The sequence below is a fragment of the Curtobacterium sp. MCJR17_055 genome, from assembly GCF_003224335.1.
In the GTDB taxonomy this organism is placed as follows: Bacteria; Actinomycetota; Actinomycetes; order Actinomycetales; family Microbacteriaceae; genus Curtobacterium.
In genome coordinates this window covers 329,861-345,205 of record NZ_QKLF01000004.1, presented here as the reverse complement: position 1 = coordinate 345,205, position 15,345 = coordinate 329,861, and the positions used below count along the sequence as shown (strand labels likewise).

Below are 15,345 nucleotides of genomic sequence, written 5' to 3'. Positions count from 1 at the left end.
TCCTCGGCTGCGGGGCCACCCGACGGTGGTCCCGCAGCCGGTGACCGGTGCTGCGGTCAGCGCCCCATGCCGCGGTAGGTGAAGCCGGCGGCGCGCCAGGCCTCGCGGTCCAGGCAGTTCCGACCGTCGACGACGACCGGCGAGGACACGAGGGCCGCCACCGCCATCGGGTCGAGTTCGCGGAACTCGTTCCACTCGGTCAGCACGAGCACCAGGTCGGCACCGGTGAGGGCGTCCGTGGCGGTCTCGGCGTAGTCGAGCTCGGGGTGCACGCGGCGTGCGGTGACCACGGCCTCCGGGTCGTACGAGGCGACCGTCGCCCCGAGGTCGCGCAGGCGTGCGGCGATGTCGAGGGCCGGCGAGTCGCGGACGTCGTCGGAGTTCGGCTTGAACGCGAGGCCGAGGACCGCGATCCGCTTGCCCGCGACGGCACCGCCGAGCAGCTCCTGCGCGAGCTCGACGACGTGCGCGCGACGACGGAGGTTCGTGGCGTCGACGTCGGCCAGGAACGCCAGCGACTCGCCGACCCCGAGCTCGTCGGCCCGGGCCTGGAACGCACGGATGTCCTTCGGCAGGCACCCACCGCCGAAGCCGAGGCCGGCGTTAAGGAACTTGCGGCCGATGCGGGCGTCGTGTCCGATGGCGTCGGCGAGCGCCGTGACGTCCGCGCCGACGACCTCGGCGATCTCGGCCATCGAGTTGATGAAGGAGATCTTCGTCGCGAGGAACGCGTTCGCGCTGATCTTCACGAGCTCCGCGGTCGCCAGGTCGACGACCAGGCGCGGGGTGCCGTCGGCGAGGGCCGTGGCGTAGACCTCGTCGAGCGCGGCGACCGCGCGCTGGCCGTCCTCGCCCTCCGGGACGCCGTACACGAAGCGGTCCGGCGTGATGGTGTCCTGCACGGCGAAGCCCTCGCGGAGGAACTCGGGGTTCCAGACGAGCGTGGCACCGGGGACGGCCGCGGTCAGGTCGGCGCCGAGTCGGGCGGCCGTGCCGACGGGCACCGTGGACTTGCCGACGACGAACTCGCCGGCGGAGACGAACGGCGTGAGCGAGGCCATCGCCGCGTCCACGTAGCGGAGGTCGGCGGCGCCGGTCGGGCCCTGCGGGGTGCCGACGGCGAGGAAGTGCACCTGGGCCCCGGCCACCTCGGCCATGTCGGTGGTGAACCGGATGCGCCCGGACGCGATCGCTTCGCCGAGGATCTCGGGCAGTCCCGGCTCGAAGAACGGTGCCTCACCGGCGGCGAGCCGTTCGATCTTCTCCGGGTCGACGTCGACGGCGACGACGTCGTGTCCGAGCTTGGCCATGGAGGCGGCATGCACGGCACCGAGGTAGCCGCAGCCGATGACAGAGATACGCACGCCACGACGCTACCGGTTCCCGGGCCGGTCCACGTGACGGTGGTCCGCGCGGCCGGCCACCCGACCCACGGAGCACTCACGCGTCGCGCGGTGCGGTGCCCCTGACGATGTCGTCCCAGTCCGGTTCCCGGTGCCGACGACGGGCTTCGTGCGCCTCGACGAGGTCGTGCAGCACCGCGACCACGAGGTCGGCGTGCGGGACGTCGGCGAGCACGAGCGCGGGGTCGTCCCCCGGGAACACGAGTACGTCCCCGGACCGGAACAGGCCCTGCGCACCACGGCGTCGCACGGTCACGTCGTACCCGCGGGAGTGCAGGAGCTCACGCCTCGTGCGCGTCCCGAGACCCTGCACGACGACGAGTCGCCTCGTGGTGACGACGTACCGCTGCGACAGCCAGCGCAGGAGCGGGACGACCCCGCCGAGCACGACGAGCGCGAGGGCCACCACGGCGACCACCACGTTCAGCCAGGCCAGCTCGGCCCGGAACACCCCGAAGCCGAACCCGCCGGCCGCGGCCGCGAGCACCACCGTCACCGCCGGACGGACGAGCCGTCGGGCGTGCGGTCGGAGCCGCGCCACGACCAGCTCGGGCGGCGGTTCGTCGGTCATGCCGTCATGCATAGCGCAGGTGGGTGACGTCCCCCACCGCGACGCCCCTGGGCACGCCGCTCCGGTCCCGGATCGTGATGCGCCCGTCGTCGTCGACACCGGTGGCGTCCGCCTCGACCGTCGAGCCGTCGGGCAACTCGAGCCGCACCTGCTGGCCCACGGTCCCGCAGACCGCCCGCACGTGGGAGCGGACCGCCTCGGCCGCCGCCCCGCCGGCGGCGAGCCCCGACACCGCGTCCTGGAGGCCCGTCCAGAGGTCCGCCAGGACCGTGTCGGCGAGCACTGCGGCCGGCTCGGTCGCGCCGGCGACCAGCAGGGAGGTCGCCGTCGGGGTGGGCAGGGCCTCCACCGGGATCGTCGTGTTCACGCCGACGCCGACGACGACGGACCCGTCGGACGCCACCTGGCAGAGGACGCCGGACACCTTGCGGCCGTCGACGAGGACGTCGTTCGGCCACTTCACCAGGACCCGCTGCCCGGTCGACCGAACCGGCTCGTCCGGCTGCCCCTGCTCCGGTGCCCGACCGGCGAGGACCTCGGCGACCGCGTCCCGGACCGCGGCGCCGGCCACGAGCGGCAACCACCCGCGGTCGCGGGGTTCGAGTCCCGCCCGCACGAGCACGCTGGCGGCGAGGGTCTGCCCCGCCGGTGCCACCCAGGAGCGGTCGAGTCGGCCCCGCCCCGCGGTCTGGTCGAGCGTGACGACGACACTGCCGTCCGCGAGGCCGGGTGCGTCACGGAGCAGGTCGGCGTTCGTCGAACCCGTCGTCGCGTGCACCACGAACGTCGCTCCGGCCGCTTCGACGAGGGCACGGGCACGGGGGAACGAGGGCGCGACCGGTGTGGACATGCACGCAAACCTACGGCGCGGAACCGTGGGGGTCCTCCAACGGATGCGGTCGGGACCGCCGGTAGGGTGAGCGGGTGACCACAGGAGACACCCCCGATCTCTCGACGACCGCCGGCCGTCTGGCCGACCTCCGCGACCGGTACCACGAAGCCGTGACCGCCGCTGGCGAGGCCGCGATCGCGAAGCAGCACGCCAAGGGCAAGATGACCGCCAGGGAGCGCATCGCGCAGCTCCTCGACGAGAACTCCTTCGTCGAGCTCGACGAGTTCGTCCGCCACCGCACCTTCGCGTTCGGGATGGAGTCGAAGCGCCCCTACGGAGACGCGGTCGTCACCGGACACGGCACGATCCACGGCCGTCAGGTCGCGGTCTACGCGCAGGACTTCACCGTCTTCGGCGGATCCCTCGGCGAGGTCGCCGGCGAGAAGATCGTCAAGGTGATGGAGCACGCCCTGAAGACCGGCGTGCCGATCATCGGCATCCTCGACTCCGGCGGCGCCCGCATCCAGGAGGGCGTGGTCGCGCTCGGCAAGTACGGCGAGATCTTCCGGCTCAACACCGCGGCCTCCGGGGTCATCCCGCAGATCTCCATCGTGATGGGGCCCGCGGCCGGCGGAGCGGTCTACTCCCCCGCCCTCACCGACTTCGTGATCATGGTCGACAAGACGAGCCACATGTTCGTCACCGGGCCCGACGTGATCAAGACCGTCACGGGCGAGGACGTCGGCTTCGAGGAGCTCGGCGGCGCCCAGACGCACAACGCCGTCTCCGGTGTCGCGCACTACCTGGCCGAGGACGAGACCGACGCGCTCGACTACGCGAGGTCGCTCATCGGCTTCCTGCCGGACAACAACCTGTCGGACCCGCCGAGCTACGACGTCGCACCGGAACTCGAGACGACCGACGCCGACCGCGAGCTCGACGTCGTCATCCCCGACTCGACGAACCAGCCCTACGACGTCACCACGATCATCGAGCACGTCGTCGACGACGGCGAGTTCCTCGAGGTGCAGCCCCTCTTCGCGCCGAACATCATGATCGGCTTCGGCCGCGTCGAGGGTCGTACCGTCGGCATCATCGCGAACCAGCCCCAGGCCATGGCCGGCACGCTGAACATCGACGCCGGCGAGAAGGCCGCGCGCTTCGTCCGCTTCTGCGACGCGTTCGGGATCCCGATCCTCACCCTCGTCGACGTGCCCGGCTACCTGCCCGGCACCGACCAGGAGTGGACCGGCGTGATCCGCCGTGGCGCGAAGCTGCTCTACGCGTACGCCGAGGCGACCGTGCCGCTCGTCACGGTCATCACCCGCAAGGCCTACGGCGGCGCCTACATCGTCATGGGCTCGAAGCAGCTCGGTGCCGACATCAACCTCGCGTGGCCGACCGCCGAGATCGCCGTCATGGGCGGTCAGGGCGCGGTGAACATCCTGTACCGCAGCGAGATCAAGCGGGCGGAGGAGGCCGGCGAGGACGTCGCCGCGGTCCGGACGAAGCTCGCGAACGAGTACACCTACAACGTCGCGTCGCCGTACCTGGCTGCCGAGCGCGGTGAGCTCGACGGCATCATCCAGCCGCACGCCACCCGGGTCTCGGTCATCAAGGCGCTCCGGGCGTTGCGGGGCAAGCGGGCGAGCCTGCCGCCGAAGAAGCACGGGAACATCCCGCTGTGACCGCGCGTCACGCTGCCGCCGTCCCCGCTGACGCCCCCGCGTCGGTCGCGGACGTCCGGGTCGTCGCAGGTGACCCGACGCCGGAGGAGCTCGCCGCCGTCATCGCGGTGCTGCAACGCCAGGCCGACGAGGCCGCGGCCGCCGGGCGCGCTCGCGCCGAGGACTCGCCGCGGTCGGGGTGGGACGCCTCCGCCCGCGGCATGCGCGTCCCTCTGCACCAGGGCACGTGGAGTCGGTCACTCCGCTGACCCGCGTGTACCCCGAGTGCAGCCGGTCGACAGCTGTCGCCCAGGTGCGCGTCCCGTCGGGGTCAGCGGCGGCGACACACCGTTCCGTCTCCCCTCACTCGGGGGACGTATGGGCCGCCGATCCGCGCAGATCCGCGCAATTGTCCCCCGAAATGACGACTGACACCCCGCGGCGGTGCGGGCAGGATTGTCCCTGTTCGGTGTTCTTCGATGAAGTGCATCGGCGGTCGGTGGCCGACTAGGGTACGAAGCCACCACCGTGACGAGTCAGGGCGATATTCGGGTTGTCGCTCTGACTCGGGTCGCGAACGGGCCGGTCGGTAGCTCCGACCGGCCCGTTCCCGTTTCCGGCACCCCGTGCAGCAGTGTGGGCGCGCCTGCGGCAGTGCTGCGCCCGCGGTAGTGCGCCCCCGCACCTGCGGCAGTGCCGACACGAGCCCGCGGCGGTACGGCTACGCGCCGCTCGCGGTCACCGGCGCCGCCCGCGGGATCTCCAGCCAGAGCGCCACCGAGTCGTCGTCCTCGTCGTCGTCCTCGTCCGCCGCGCCCAGGGCCGCCGACTCGCTCTCCGCCGCGTCGAGACGCAGCCCGACCACCGTCACGGCTTCGTCGGCGCCGTCCGGGACGGTCCGCACGATCACGTTGTCCGCCTGGGCAGCGAACGCACGCCGCAGTGCGTCCGCGAGTTCGGCATGCACGCGCGCCAGCTCGGTCGCGTCGAGGTCGTCGAGACCGCCGTCGTCGTGCAGCTGGACGACCGCGCCCCGGCGACGGAGGCGCATCACCTCGCCCCGGACGCCGTCGGACAGCAGGGAGCGTCCACGGATCTCGTCCCGGATCGCCTGCTCGAGGTGCAAGCTCTCCGCGCGCTCGTCCGCGTCGAGGTCGCCGCAGGTGTCGATGATGCGCTGCAGCATCGGCAGCGCCATCCGGGTGGTCTGCCCGAGGCGCACCTGACGCTCCGACACGTGCGCGTCCTGCGCCGCCTGCCAGTCGACCGTCTCCTGCTCGGCCCGGACGAAGTCCCGGGTGATCCGGTTGGCGTGGTTCATCGCGATCGCGAAGCCGGTCGCGACCGACAGCCAGATGACGCTACCGAGTGCGCCGAGCTCGCCGAGCGCACCGGGCCCGGCCCACGCGACCGAGTGCACGGTGCAGAACAGCACTCCGGCCCAGGCGAACGGGCCACGCTGCCGGACGGCGAGCACGACCATGAGCGTGCCGACCGCCGCGATCCACCACGTCGAGTAGGTCGGTGCGACGCTGAGGTCGACCGCCGGCGCACAGACGACGGGCATGACGATCGCGGTGGCGAGCGCGAAGCACGCGACCCACACCGGCAACACCGATCCGCGCACGAACAGCGCGAGTGCGGTGGCCGCGGCGTAGAGGACCATGCACGACACGACACGGGCAGCGTCGGCGGGGTCGGTGGGCAGCGTGGACACGGCGAGCACCAGGTGCACGAGCGAGAACAACGCGGCGAGCCCGGTCGCGCTGCCGGCCGTGACCGACGCCCTCACCGGAGTCCCTCCGTCCCGAGGGCCGGCTGCGGCGCGGGCCACCGGAGCACGACACGCGTCCCGGACCCCGGCGCCGACAGGACCTCGGCGACGCCGTCTGCCGCCGCCATCCGCTCGATGATCGACCGCCGGACGCCGAGTCGCTCGGCGGGGACCGTCCGCTGGTCGAACCCGGCACCGTCGTCGGCCACCTCGACCCGGACCCTGCCGCCCGCGGCGTCGATCGTCACCCACCGGTGCGCGTCCGTCCCCGCATGCTGGACGCTGTTGACCGCTGCCTGCAGTGCGGCGGACGCGAGGGCGTCGGCGGCGGAGGTCGGCACGGCGGGTCCGTCGGACGGGACGCTGCGTACCTCGACGGGAGCGGCGAGCGTGGTCACCGAGGTGACGATCCGGTCCCGGAGTGCGGAGAACGGCACCGCCGGGTCCTCCCCCGGGCCGTCCGCGGCCGCGGCGGCGAGGTGGTCGATCGCGTTGCGTGCCATCCGGGCCGCGAGTGTCTTCGCCTCGGGCGTGTCCGCCCGGGCTGCGGACAGCAGGGTCGTGAGCACGCTGTCGTGCACGATCGCGTCGACCTGGACGCGCTCGACCTCGGTGGCGTGCTCGCGGATCGCCCGCGAGTAGCGGCGCACCGCGGTCGCCTGGGCGACGTCCACGGCCGCGGCGGCCCGGCGCAGCACCACGATGAGCACGAGCGCCGCGGTGCCGAGGACGGCGGTGTACACGCCGTCGAGCAGCGCGCGCTGGAGGCCGACCGCCCCACCCGCCGGCGACAACCGCAGCACGATGTACACGATCGGGACGAGCGCGTTGTAGACGGCCGCCCGCCAGGTGGCGAAGCTGAGGGACGCGGCGATGGTGCCGACGTTGCAGAGCCACCACGGCCACGGGATCTCGGCCGCGGAGAGCGGTTCACGGACGGTCAGCGGGAAGGTCACCAGCGCGACGAAGAACAGCAGCGCGCAGAGGATCTGCGCGGGCTGCGCCCACCGCTGCGCGAACGCCGAGGCGCCGACCGCCAGGAGCGACAGCCCGACCACGATGGTCGTCGCCGGCGCCCAGAACGCATCGAGCAACGGCAGCTGCTTGAACAGCGACGGTGTGTTCACCGCGCCGAACCCGATCGCCGCGATCGCCATGAGGATCGTGAACGCCCGGTCCAGGGACGCCTGCGTGATCGTGGCGCGCACGGACCGGGACGGGTCCGCCATGGTGGAGGTCGACGTGACGACCGCCTCGGCCGTCACGAGGACCGCCGGGCGCAGACGTCGTCAGCGGCCATCGCCGTCGGGGTCGATGCCGGAGTCGAGCCCCGGCAGGATCCCGTCCTCCACCGCACGACGGAGCAGGTCGACCTTGGTCGGGGCCGGACGGCCGACCTCGACGTACTTCACGCGGATGCGGTCGAGGTACTCCCGCGCGGTCGAGTACCCGATGCCGAGCTGCTGGGCCGCGAGCTTGAGCGGCAGCCCCGATGCGTACAGGTGCAGGATCTCCCGCTCACGTCGGCCGAGCTGCGCCTTCGCGAAGTCCCGGTCGGCGTCGATCGCGCTCGCCCATTCGAGGTTGTTGAGGACGTCGCCACGAGCGACGGTCGCCACGGCCGCCATCACGGTCTTCGTGGCGGAGGACTTCGGGATGACGCCGGCGGCCCCTGCCGCCAGTGCCTCGCGCACGTTCGCGACGCGGTCGGCGATGCTGTGCACGAGGACGGCGGAGCCGGTGCCCTGCACGCCCTTGACGTTCTCGGTCACCGTCGAGCCGTCACCGAGCGACAGGTCGAGGACGACGACGTCGACCTCGCGTCCGCCGAGCTGTGCGATGTACTCCGGGACGCTCGCGGCGGTGAGGACCACCTCGAACCCCTCGTTCTGGCAGGCGGCCTGGATGCCCAGTCGGACCGACTCGTGGTCGTCCACGACCGCGACCCGGACCGGTCGTGTCCCGAGACCGGCAGTCCCTGTCGTGCCGGTCGATGTGCTGGTGGTGTCTCCCACGGTTGCCTCTCGTTGTGACGACGCACCGGGCCCTGTCCCGACGGCCGTCCAGACACCAAGGATACCCAGGTCAGGGTCAGCTTCGTACCCCGCGACGGAAGTGCCGGGCCGGATGCGCCGACCGGCTCAGGCGACCGGCACCAGACGGGCCACGGCCTCCAGGTGGTGGGTGTGCGGGAAGAGGTCGAAGGCGCGCAGGGCCTCCAGTCGGTAGCCGAGGTCGGCGAAGGTGGCCACGTCCCGTGCCAGTGCGACCGGGTCGCAGGCGACGTAGACGACCTGGGCCGGCTGCAGCGCCGCGACGGACACCACGACGTCCCGACCGGCACCGGCTCGGGGCGGGTCGAGCACCACGGTGCCGGCGCGGAAGCGGTCACGCTCCGGACGCGAGGCGTGCTCGACCGTGCGGGCCAACCAACGATCGACCCGGCCGGTCTCGGCACGGGCACCGATCCACTCGGCGAGGTTCTCCTGCGCGTGCTCCGTCGCCCGGGTCGCGCTCTCGACGCTCGTGACCCGGGCACGCGGCCCGGCGAGGTCGGCGAGCGCGGCGGCGAGGAGGCCGACGCCGCCGTACAGGTCGAGGTGCTGGCCCTCCGGGTCCAGGCGCGCGGGGTCGACCAGGTCGTGCACGGCGGCGGTGAGGACGGCGGGCGCCGCCCGGTGCACCTGCCAGAAGCCGGTGTCGTCCACGGCGAAGGTCCGGTCGCCGACGACCTCGTGCACGACGGTCGGGCGCTGGGCGTCGACCACGAGCCGGGCTCCCTCGGAGCCGCTCGGGCTGAGGACGTCGACGACCTCCGCCCCCGGCATCGAGCCGCGGGCGATCGGTGCGGACGCCTGCACGGCAGCGGTCGCGAGCGGCAGCGAGGTGACCGGGACGACGGTGTGCGACCGCGCAGCGAAGGGGCCGGGCGTGCCGTCGGCGTCGACGTGCAGCCGGATGCGGGTGCGCCACCCGAGGCCGTCCGCCTCGTCGTCGCCGGGCGCCGACTCCACGACGACGGGCGTGCCGAGCAGGTCGTCGAGGTCGACCCGGGCGAACCGCGAGAACGAGTCGACGAGGACGTCCCGCTTCAGGGTCCGCTGGTGGGCCAGGGCGATGTGCCCGAACTCGGCGCCGCCCGGGCGGACGGCGGGGTCACGGTCCAGGGCCGCCTCCGGCCAGACGTGGTCGACGCGGTGCTCGCTCGGCTCGAGGACCTCGACCGTGTCAGCGCGCCAGAACGACTTCTTCCGGTCCTCGGACACACGGGCGACGACCCGCTCCCCGGGGACGGCGTCCGTGACGAACACCACGCGTCCCTCGTGCCGTGCCACCGAGATGCCGCCGTGGGCGATCCCGGTGACGTCGAGTTCGAGCAGTGTGCCGACGGATTCACCCATGGTTCGATGTTCCCATGCGTCTGTACCTCGCGAGCACCTCCCCCGCCCGTCGTGCGCTCCTGGCGCAGTCCGGGATCGAGCCGGTGCTCGTGTCGCCGGGCGTCGACGAGGACGCGGTGGGCGCCGCGGAACGGGAGCGGCTCGGGCGGGACCTCACCGGACCGGAGCTCGTGGCGCTGCTCGCGGTCGCCAAGGCCACCGCGGTCGCCGACGGCTCGGTGGCGGTCGACGGCGGGGCTCCGCTCGACGGCATCGTCTTCGGCGGCGACTCGGCGTTCGAGGTCGACGGGCAGCTGTACGGCAAGCCGCACGACCCGGAGGTCGCCCGGGAGCGCTGGCGACAGATGCTCGCCGCCGGTGGCGGGACGCTGTGGAGCGGCCACTGCGTCATCGACCGGCGGGCCGGCAGCGGACCGGCCGTGTCGGGGCCGGGAGGCGCGGGGCGGGCGGATGACGAGCCTCCCGTCCGACCCGCAGCACCGGCGCGGACCGGGTCCGGGACGTCGGCGTCGACCGACGCGGTCCCGTCGCTGGGCGCCGTCGCGCCCGGCGGGTCGGCACTCGTCGTCGACGGCGACCGCGTGGTCGCGGTCGACAGCGCCGTCCTCACCTTCGCCGACGACATGTCCCCGGCGGAGATCGACGCCTACGTCGCCACGGGCGAGCCCCTCGAGGTGGCCGGCGCGTTCACGATCGACGGCCGGGCGGCCGCCTACATCACGCGGATCGACGGGACACCGTCCGCGGTCGTCGGACTCTCGCTCCCCGTGCTCCGGTCGATGCTCCTCCGGGGCTTCGGGCTCGCCTGGCACGACCTCTGGGCGCTGTAGACATCCACCTGCATCCCGAGGGGTTTCTTGTGGATGCCGGTCAAAACACGACCTCGGCACACGAATACGCTGATGTTCCATGCCCCGCATCAGCAAGGTCCTCATCGCGAACCGCGGCGAGATCGCCGTCCGCATCATCCGCGCGGCCCGCGACGCGGGCAAGGCCTCGGTCGCGGTCTACGCCGACCAGGACCGTGACGCCCTGCACGCACGCCTCGCCGACGAGGCCTACGCGCTGAACGGCACCACGAGCGCCGACACCTACCTGGTCATCGAGAAGATCATCTCGGTCGCCCGCCGCTCCGGTGCCGACGCCGTCCACCCGGGCTACGGCTTCCTCGCCGAGAACGCCGACTTCGCCCGGGCCGTCATCGACGCCGGACTCACCTGGATCGGCCCGTCGCCCGAGTCGATCGAGCGCCTCGGCGACAAGGTCTCCGCGCGGCACGTGGCCGAGAAGGTCGGGGCGCCGCTCGCCCCCGGCACCATCGAGCCGGTGCAGGACGTGTCCGAGGTCTTCGACTTCGTCGACCAGGTCGGCCTGCCCGTGGCGATCAAGGCCGCCTTCGGTGGCGGTGGTCGAGGCCTCAAGGTCGTGCGCGACCGCGCCTCCGTCGAGGAGCTCTTCGAGTCCGCGACGCGCGAGGCCATCGCCGCGTTCGGTCGCGGCGAGTGCTTCGTCGAGAAGTACCTCGACAAGCCGCGCCACGTCGAGACCCAGTGCCTCGCCGACGAGCACGGCAACGTCGTCGTCGTGTCGACGCGTGACTGCTCCCTCCAGCGCCGGCACCAGAAGCTCGTCGAGGAGGCCCCGGCGCCGTACCTGACGGACTCCCAGCAGGAGCGGCTGTACGCGTCGTCGAAGGCGATCCTCCGCGAGGTCGGCTACGTCGGCGCGGGCACGTGCGAGTTCCTCATCGGCGCCGACGGCACGGTGTCGTTCCTCGAGGTGAACACCCGTCTCCAGGTCGAGCACTGCGTGTCCGAGGAGGTCACCGGCATCGACCTCGTCCGCGAGCAGTTCCGCATCGCCGAGGGCGGCACGCTCGACTACGCCGACCCGACCCCGCGCGGGCACTCGTTCGAGTTCCGCATCAACGGCGAGGACCCGGGCCGCAACTTCTTCCCCGCGCCGGGCCCCGTGCACGTGTTCAACGCCCCGTCGGGCCCCGGCGTCCGGGTCGACTCCGGCGTGGTGTCGGGCGACGTCGTCTCCGGCTCGTTCGACTCGATGCTCGCGAAGCTCATCGTGACCGGCGCCACCCGCGCCGAGGCCCTCGAGCGCTCCCGCCGCGCCCTCGCCGAGTTCGAGGTCGCCGGGCTCCCCACCGTCATCCCGTTCCACCGCGCGGTCGTCAGCGACCCGGCCTTCGCGACCGACGACGCCACGCCGTTCTCGATCTACACGCAGTGGATCGAGACCGACTTCGTCAACGAGATCCCGGCCTGGAGCGGCGAACCGGAAGAGCTCCCGGTCCCCGGCGAGCGTGACAGCGTGGTCGTCGAGGTGCAGGGCAAGCGCATCGAGGTCACGATGCCGTCGATCGTCGGTGGCTCCGGTGGCGCCCGTCGTCCGTCCGGCCCCTCCGCGCCGCCCAAGCGCCGGTCCTCGGCCGTCAAGGGCGGACGCGCGGCGTCGGGCTCCTCGGTCGCGTCGCCGATGCAGGCCACCGTCGTGAAGCTCGCGGTCGCCGAGGGCGACACCGTCGTCAAGGGCGACCTGCTCGTCGTGCTCGAGGCCATGAAGATGGAGCAGCCCGTCCAGGCGCACAAGGACGGCGTCGTCACGGGGCTGAACGCCCCCGTGGGCCAGACGGTCTCCTCCGGGCACGTCCTGCTCGAGCTCGCGTAGCGCGGGCCGCGCGGCGTGCCCCGCGGCGCCGATCGGACCCGCACAACACGAACCGCCCCGAACCACGGCCATCCGTGGTTCGGGGCGGTCTTCGTTGTGCGGCGCCGATCCGCGCTGGGACCCCGCGGTGCCGCTGCCGTCGTTCACCGGATCGTCCGGAACCGTCGCTCCTCCAGCGGGAGGCCGAGGCCCACGAGCAGTGCCCGCAGCAGGCTCGTGTCCTGCGTCTCCGCCCAGCCGAACCGCCCGACCCGCCGCACCTCCGGGACGAGTCGGAGTCGGTCCTCGCGACGCTTCTCCTGGACGAGGACGTCCTCGGCGGTGAGGCCGGCAGCGCGCAGCGCCGGGTCCCGGTACTTCGCCGCGCCGTCGAACTCGAGGACGACGCCCTGGTCGGGGAACCAGAAGTCAACCCGCGCGACGAAACCCGCTCGGTCCTGGAAGTCGACCTGGAGTCGCGGCCGTGGTGCCCCGACCTCGTCCAGCGCGACCCGGGCGATGGACTCCCCGACCGATCCAGTGCGCTGGTCCGCGAACGCGATCGCGAACCGCGCACGGTCCCGGCCGTGCACAGCGGACCGGGAGCTGAGTTCCGCTTGGAGCGCCGCGCGGTCGGTGCCACGTTGCAACGCGACGTCGAGCACGGGGACGGAGCGCCGGAGCTCCTGCGTCAGCGCGATGTCGACGACCGTGGTCAGCAGGTCCGTGACCGCCCGACCGGACGGGGTCCGGACGACGCGCGTCGCCCGCCCCTTCCCGGGGTGCTTCCGCAGCAGTTGGAGCGACTGGGCGGTCTCGCGGTGCGGGTCGATGACGTCGACCACCTCGGGCAGTTCCCCGCTCCAGGGCAGTCCGTGCAGAGCGACGGCCGAGACGTGGGACACGACGAGCCGCTGCGCGATCCGGTCGTCGATCGCGTCGATCCGGGCGAGGTGACGGGTCCGGGCGTCGGCCGCTCGCCACCGCTCGGCCTCGACGTACCTGCCGGGAGCGAGCCGGACGAGGACGCCTCGGTCGGCAGCCGCGACGAGGTCGGCTCCTCGTCGACCGGTGGGGTCGGCAGTGCCACCCCTGATGATGTGGAGTCGTTGCATCCCTGCAGCCTCGTGCGCTGCCCGTCCGGCGACGATCGACTCCACCCACCCTGTGGACACCAGCGGGGAAGCCGCCCGTCGTGGAGGACGAGCCCGGTTCCGGTCGCACCGACACAACGAGAACCCGCTCGAACCATCGGATCCAGTGGTTCGAGCGGGTTCTCGTTGTGCGCGTGCGCCGCGTGCCGGTTCACCCGCACCGTGCGCGTGCGCGGTGCGGAGCGCGCTACGACACGAGGGGGCGGACCGCCGCCGCCAGGCGGTCGGTCAGGGCGCCGGCCTCGGCCGACGTGTCCGCGACGGTGTCGATGTAGACCTTCACCTTGGGCTCCGTGCCGCTCGGGCGGACGATGACCCGCGCCCCGCCCTCCAGGTCGAAGCGCAGGATGTCGGACGGCGGGAAGCCCTCGACGCCGTCCAGGAAGTCGGTCACCGAGGTGATCGTGATGCCGCCGAGTTCCGTCGGCGTGGACGATCGCAGGGAGGCCATGATCTCCCCGATGCGCGACAGGTCGTCGACGCGGGTCGAGACCTGCCCGGAGGAGAACGCCCCGAACCGCTCGGCGAACGCGTCGAGCTGGTCGGCGATGGTCTTCCCGTCGGCAGCGAGTTCGGTCGCGAGCGACAGCAGTTCGAGTGCGGCGGAGATGCCGTCCTTGTCGCGCACGACCTGCGGGTCGACGAGGTACCCCAGCGCTTCCTCGTAACCGAACAGCAGGTCGGGGACACGGGAGACCCACTTGAACCCGGTGAGGGTGTCGCGGTACCCGAGGCCGTGCTGTTCGGCGACGCGGGACAGCGCCGGCGAGCTGACGATCGATGCGGCGAGGACCCCGGTCGAGCCGGCGGCGGCAGCACGGGCCGCGGCACGCCAGCCGAGGAGCCAGCCGACCTCGTTGCCGGAGAGCCGGCGGTAGGAGCCGGCACCGTCGGGGATCGCGAGCGCCAGGCGGTCGGCGTCCGGGTCGTTGGCGATGACGAGGTCCGCTCCGAGTTCGGCACCGCGCGCGATCGACAGGTCCATCGCGCCCGGCTCCTCCGGGTTCGGGAAGGACACCGTCGGGAACGTACCGTCCGGCTCGATCTGCTCGGGTACCACCGCGGGCTCGCGGAAACCGGCACGCGTGAACACGGCCCGGGCCGTCTCCCACCCGACGCCGTGCATGGCCGTGTAGACGACGGAGGGCTGCGCCTCGACCGCGAGGAGCGGGGCCGGCACGGTCGCGGCCGTGGCGTCCACGTACGCCTGCACGAGGGACTGGTCCGCGACGGTGTAGTCCGTCGCCCGGTCGAGCGACCGGATGTCCCCCGCGGCGACGACGTCGATCGCGGCGGCGATCTCCGCGTCGACCGGCGGCACGATCTGCGAGCCCGCGTCCGCACCGCCGAGGTACACCTTGTAGCCGTTGTCCCGCGGCGGGTTGTGGCTGGCCGTGACCATGACACCTGCCCCGACGTCGAGGTGCCGGACGGCGAACGCGACGAGCGGCGTCGGCAGCGCGCTCGGGAGCAGCGTGACGTCGAGCCCGAGGCCGCGCATGACCTCGGCGGAGTCCCGCGCGAAGACGTCCGAGTTGACGCGACCGTCGTACCCGATCACGACGCTGCGGTCACGACCGGAGTCGATGAGGAAGCGGGCGAGACCGGCGGCCGCCTGCGTGACGACGACTCGGTTCATCCGCAGCGGACCGGCACCGAGTTCGGCGCGGAGACCGGCGGTCCCGAACTGCAGCCGGCCGGCGAACCGTGCTGTCAGTTCGTCCGTGTCCGCCGCGTCGACCAGCTCCTGCAGTTCCGCGCGGGTCTCCTGGTCGGGGTCCTGTTCGATCCACGCACGGGCGGTCGCCAGCACGTCCGGCGCGTCCCTGTCGCCCCGGACGCCACCGTTCCCCAGGTCGCCGCCGTCGACGAGGTCGCCGTC

At 72.9% G+C, this 15,345-nt stretch carries 13 protein-coding genes; 4 read left to right on the top strand and 9 right to left on the bottom strand.

The annotated features are described in order from the left end of the window. Positions 1-56 precede the first annotated feature (56 nt). From DEJ16_RS11425 to DEJ16_RS11415, 3 genes are all read right to left on the bottom strand, one after another. On the bottom strand, positions 57-1,364 hold the full coding sequence (locus tag DEJ16_RS11425) for a UDP-glucose/GDP-mannose dehydrogenase family protein (protein WP_110824534.1): 1,308 nt from the start codon (positions 1,362-1,364) through the stop codon (positions 57-59). A 76-nt stretch (positions 1,365-1,440) separates the two neighbouring features. Continuing rightward, positions 1,441-1,974: a PH domain-containing protein gene (locus DEJ16_RS11420; protein WP_110889952.1), complete on the bottom strand. Its 534-nt coding sequence runs from the start codon at positions 1,972-1,974 to the stop codon at positions 1,441-1,443. Between the two features lie 4 nt (positions 1,975-1,978). Then, positions 1,979-2,824 carry a biotin--[acetyl-CoA-carboxylase] ligase gene (locus tag DEJ16_RS11415; RefSeq protein WP_110824536.1) on the bottom strand — a complete coding sequence of 282 codons (846 nt, stop codon included), beginning with the start codon at positions 2,822-2,824 and terminating at the stop codon, positions 1,979-1,981. Positions 2,825-2,898: 74 nt separating this feature from the next. Here DEJ16_RS11415 and DEJ16_RS11410 point away from each other — a divergent pair, with 74 nt between their 5' ends. Next, a complete protein-coding gene (locus DEJ16_RS11410) occupies positions 2,899-4,494 on the top strand; it encodes an acyl-CoA carboxylase subunit beta (RefSeq protein ID WP_110824537.1) in 1,596 nt (531 codons plus the stop codon). Next, complete coding sequence (locus tag DEJ16_RS11405) at positions 4,491-4,742, top strand: acyl-CoA carboxylase subunit epsilon (RefSeq protein WP_110824538.1); 252 nt, start codon at positions 4,491-4,493, stop codon at positions 4,740-4,742. The genes DEJ16_RS11410 and DEJ16_RS11405 overlap by 4 nt, the downstream gene beginning before the upstream one ends. Positions 4,743-5,194: 452 nt before the next feature. Here the strand turns inward: DEJ16_RS11405 and DEJ16_RS11400 are convergent, their stop codons facing one another. The 4 genes from DEJ16_RS11400 to DEJ16_RS11385 form a co-directional block, all read right to left on the bottom strand. Further along, complete coding sequence (locus tag DEJ16_RS11400; RefSeq protein WP_110824539.1) at positions 5,195-6,265, bottom strand: hypothetical protein; 1,071 nt, start codon at positions 6,263-6,265, stop codon at positions 5,195-5,197. Then, entirely contained in the window at positions 6,262-7,512 is a 1,251-nt protein-coding gene (locus DEJ16_RS11395; RefSeq protein WP_110824540.1) for a sensor histidine kinase, read from the bottom strand. Before DEJ16_RS11395 ends, DEJ16_RS11400 begins: the two co-directional genes overlap by 4 nt. A gap of 24 nt (positions 7,513-7,536) precedes the next feature. Continuing rightward, entirely contained in the window at positions 7,537-8,262 is a 726-nt protein-coding gene (locus DEJ16_RS11390) for a response regulator transcription factor (RefSeq protein ID WP_181419566.1), read from the bottom strand. A 126-nt stretch (positions 8,263-8,388) separates the two neighbouring features. After that, entirely contained in the window at positions 8,389-9,648 is a 1,260-nt protein-coding gene (locus tag DEJ16_RS11385; protein ID WP_110824542.1) for a class I SAM-dependent RNA methyltransferase, read from the bottom strand. 14 nt (positions 9,649-9,662) lie between these two features. Between DEJ16_RS11385 and DEJ16_RS11380 the strand changes: the two genes are divergently transcribed. Both DEJ16_RS11380 and DEJ16_RS11375 read left to right on the top strand, forming a co-directional pair. Next, complete coding sequence (locus tag DEJ16_RS11380) at positions 9,663-10,478, top strand: nucleoside triphosphate pyrophosphatase (protein ID WP_110824543.1); 816 nt, start codon at positions 9,663-9,665, stop codon at positions 10,476-10,478. Positions 10,479-10,557: 79 nt separating this feature from the next. After that, a complete protein-coding gene (locus tag DEJ16_RS11375; RefSeq protein ID WP_110824544.1) occupies positions 10,558-12,330 on the top strand; it encodes a biotin carboxylase N-terminal domain-containing protein in 1,773 nt (590 codons plus the stop codon). 143 nt (positions 12,331-12,473) lie between these two features. Here DEJ16_RS11375 and DEJ16_RS11370 read toward each other — a convergent pair whose 3' ends face one another. After that, complete coding sequence (locus DEJ16_RS11370) at positions 12,474-13,424, bottom strand: hypothetical protein (protein ID WP_146232868.1); 951 nt, start codon at positions 13,422-13,424, stop codon at positions 12,474-12,476. 226 nt (positions 13,425-13,650) lie between these two features. After that, positions 13,651-15,318, bottom strand: coding sequence for a phospho-sugar mutase (locus DEJ16_RS11365; protein ID WP_110824824.1), 1,668 nt, complete (start codon positions 15,316-15,318; stop codon positions 13,651-13,653). Between the last annotated feature and the right edge of the window lie 27 nt (positions 15,319-15,345).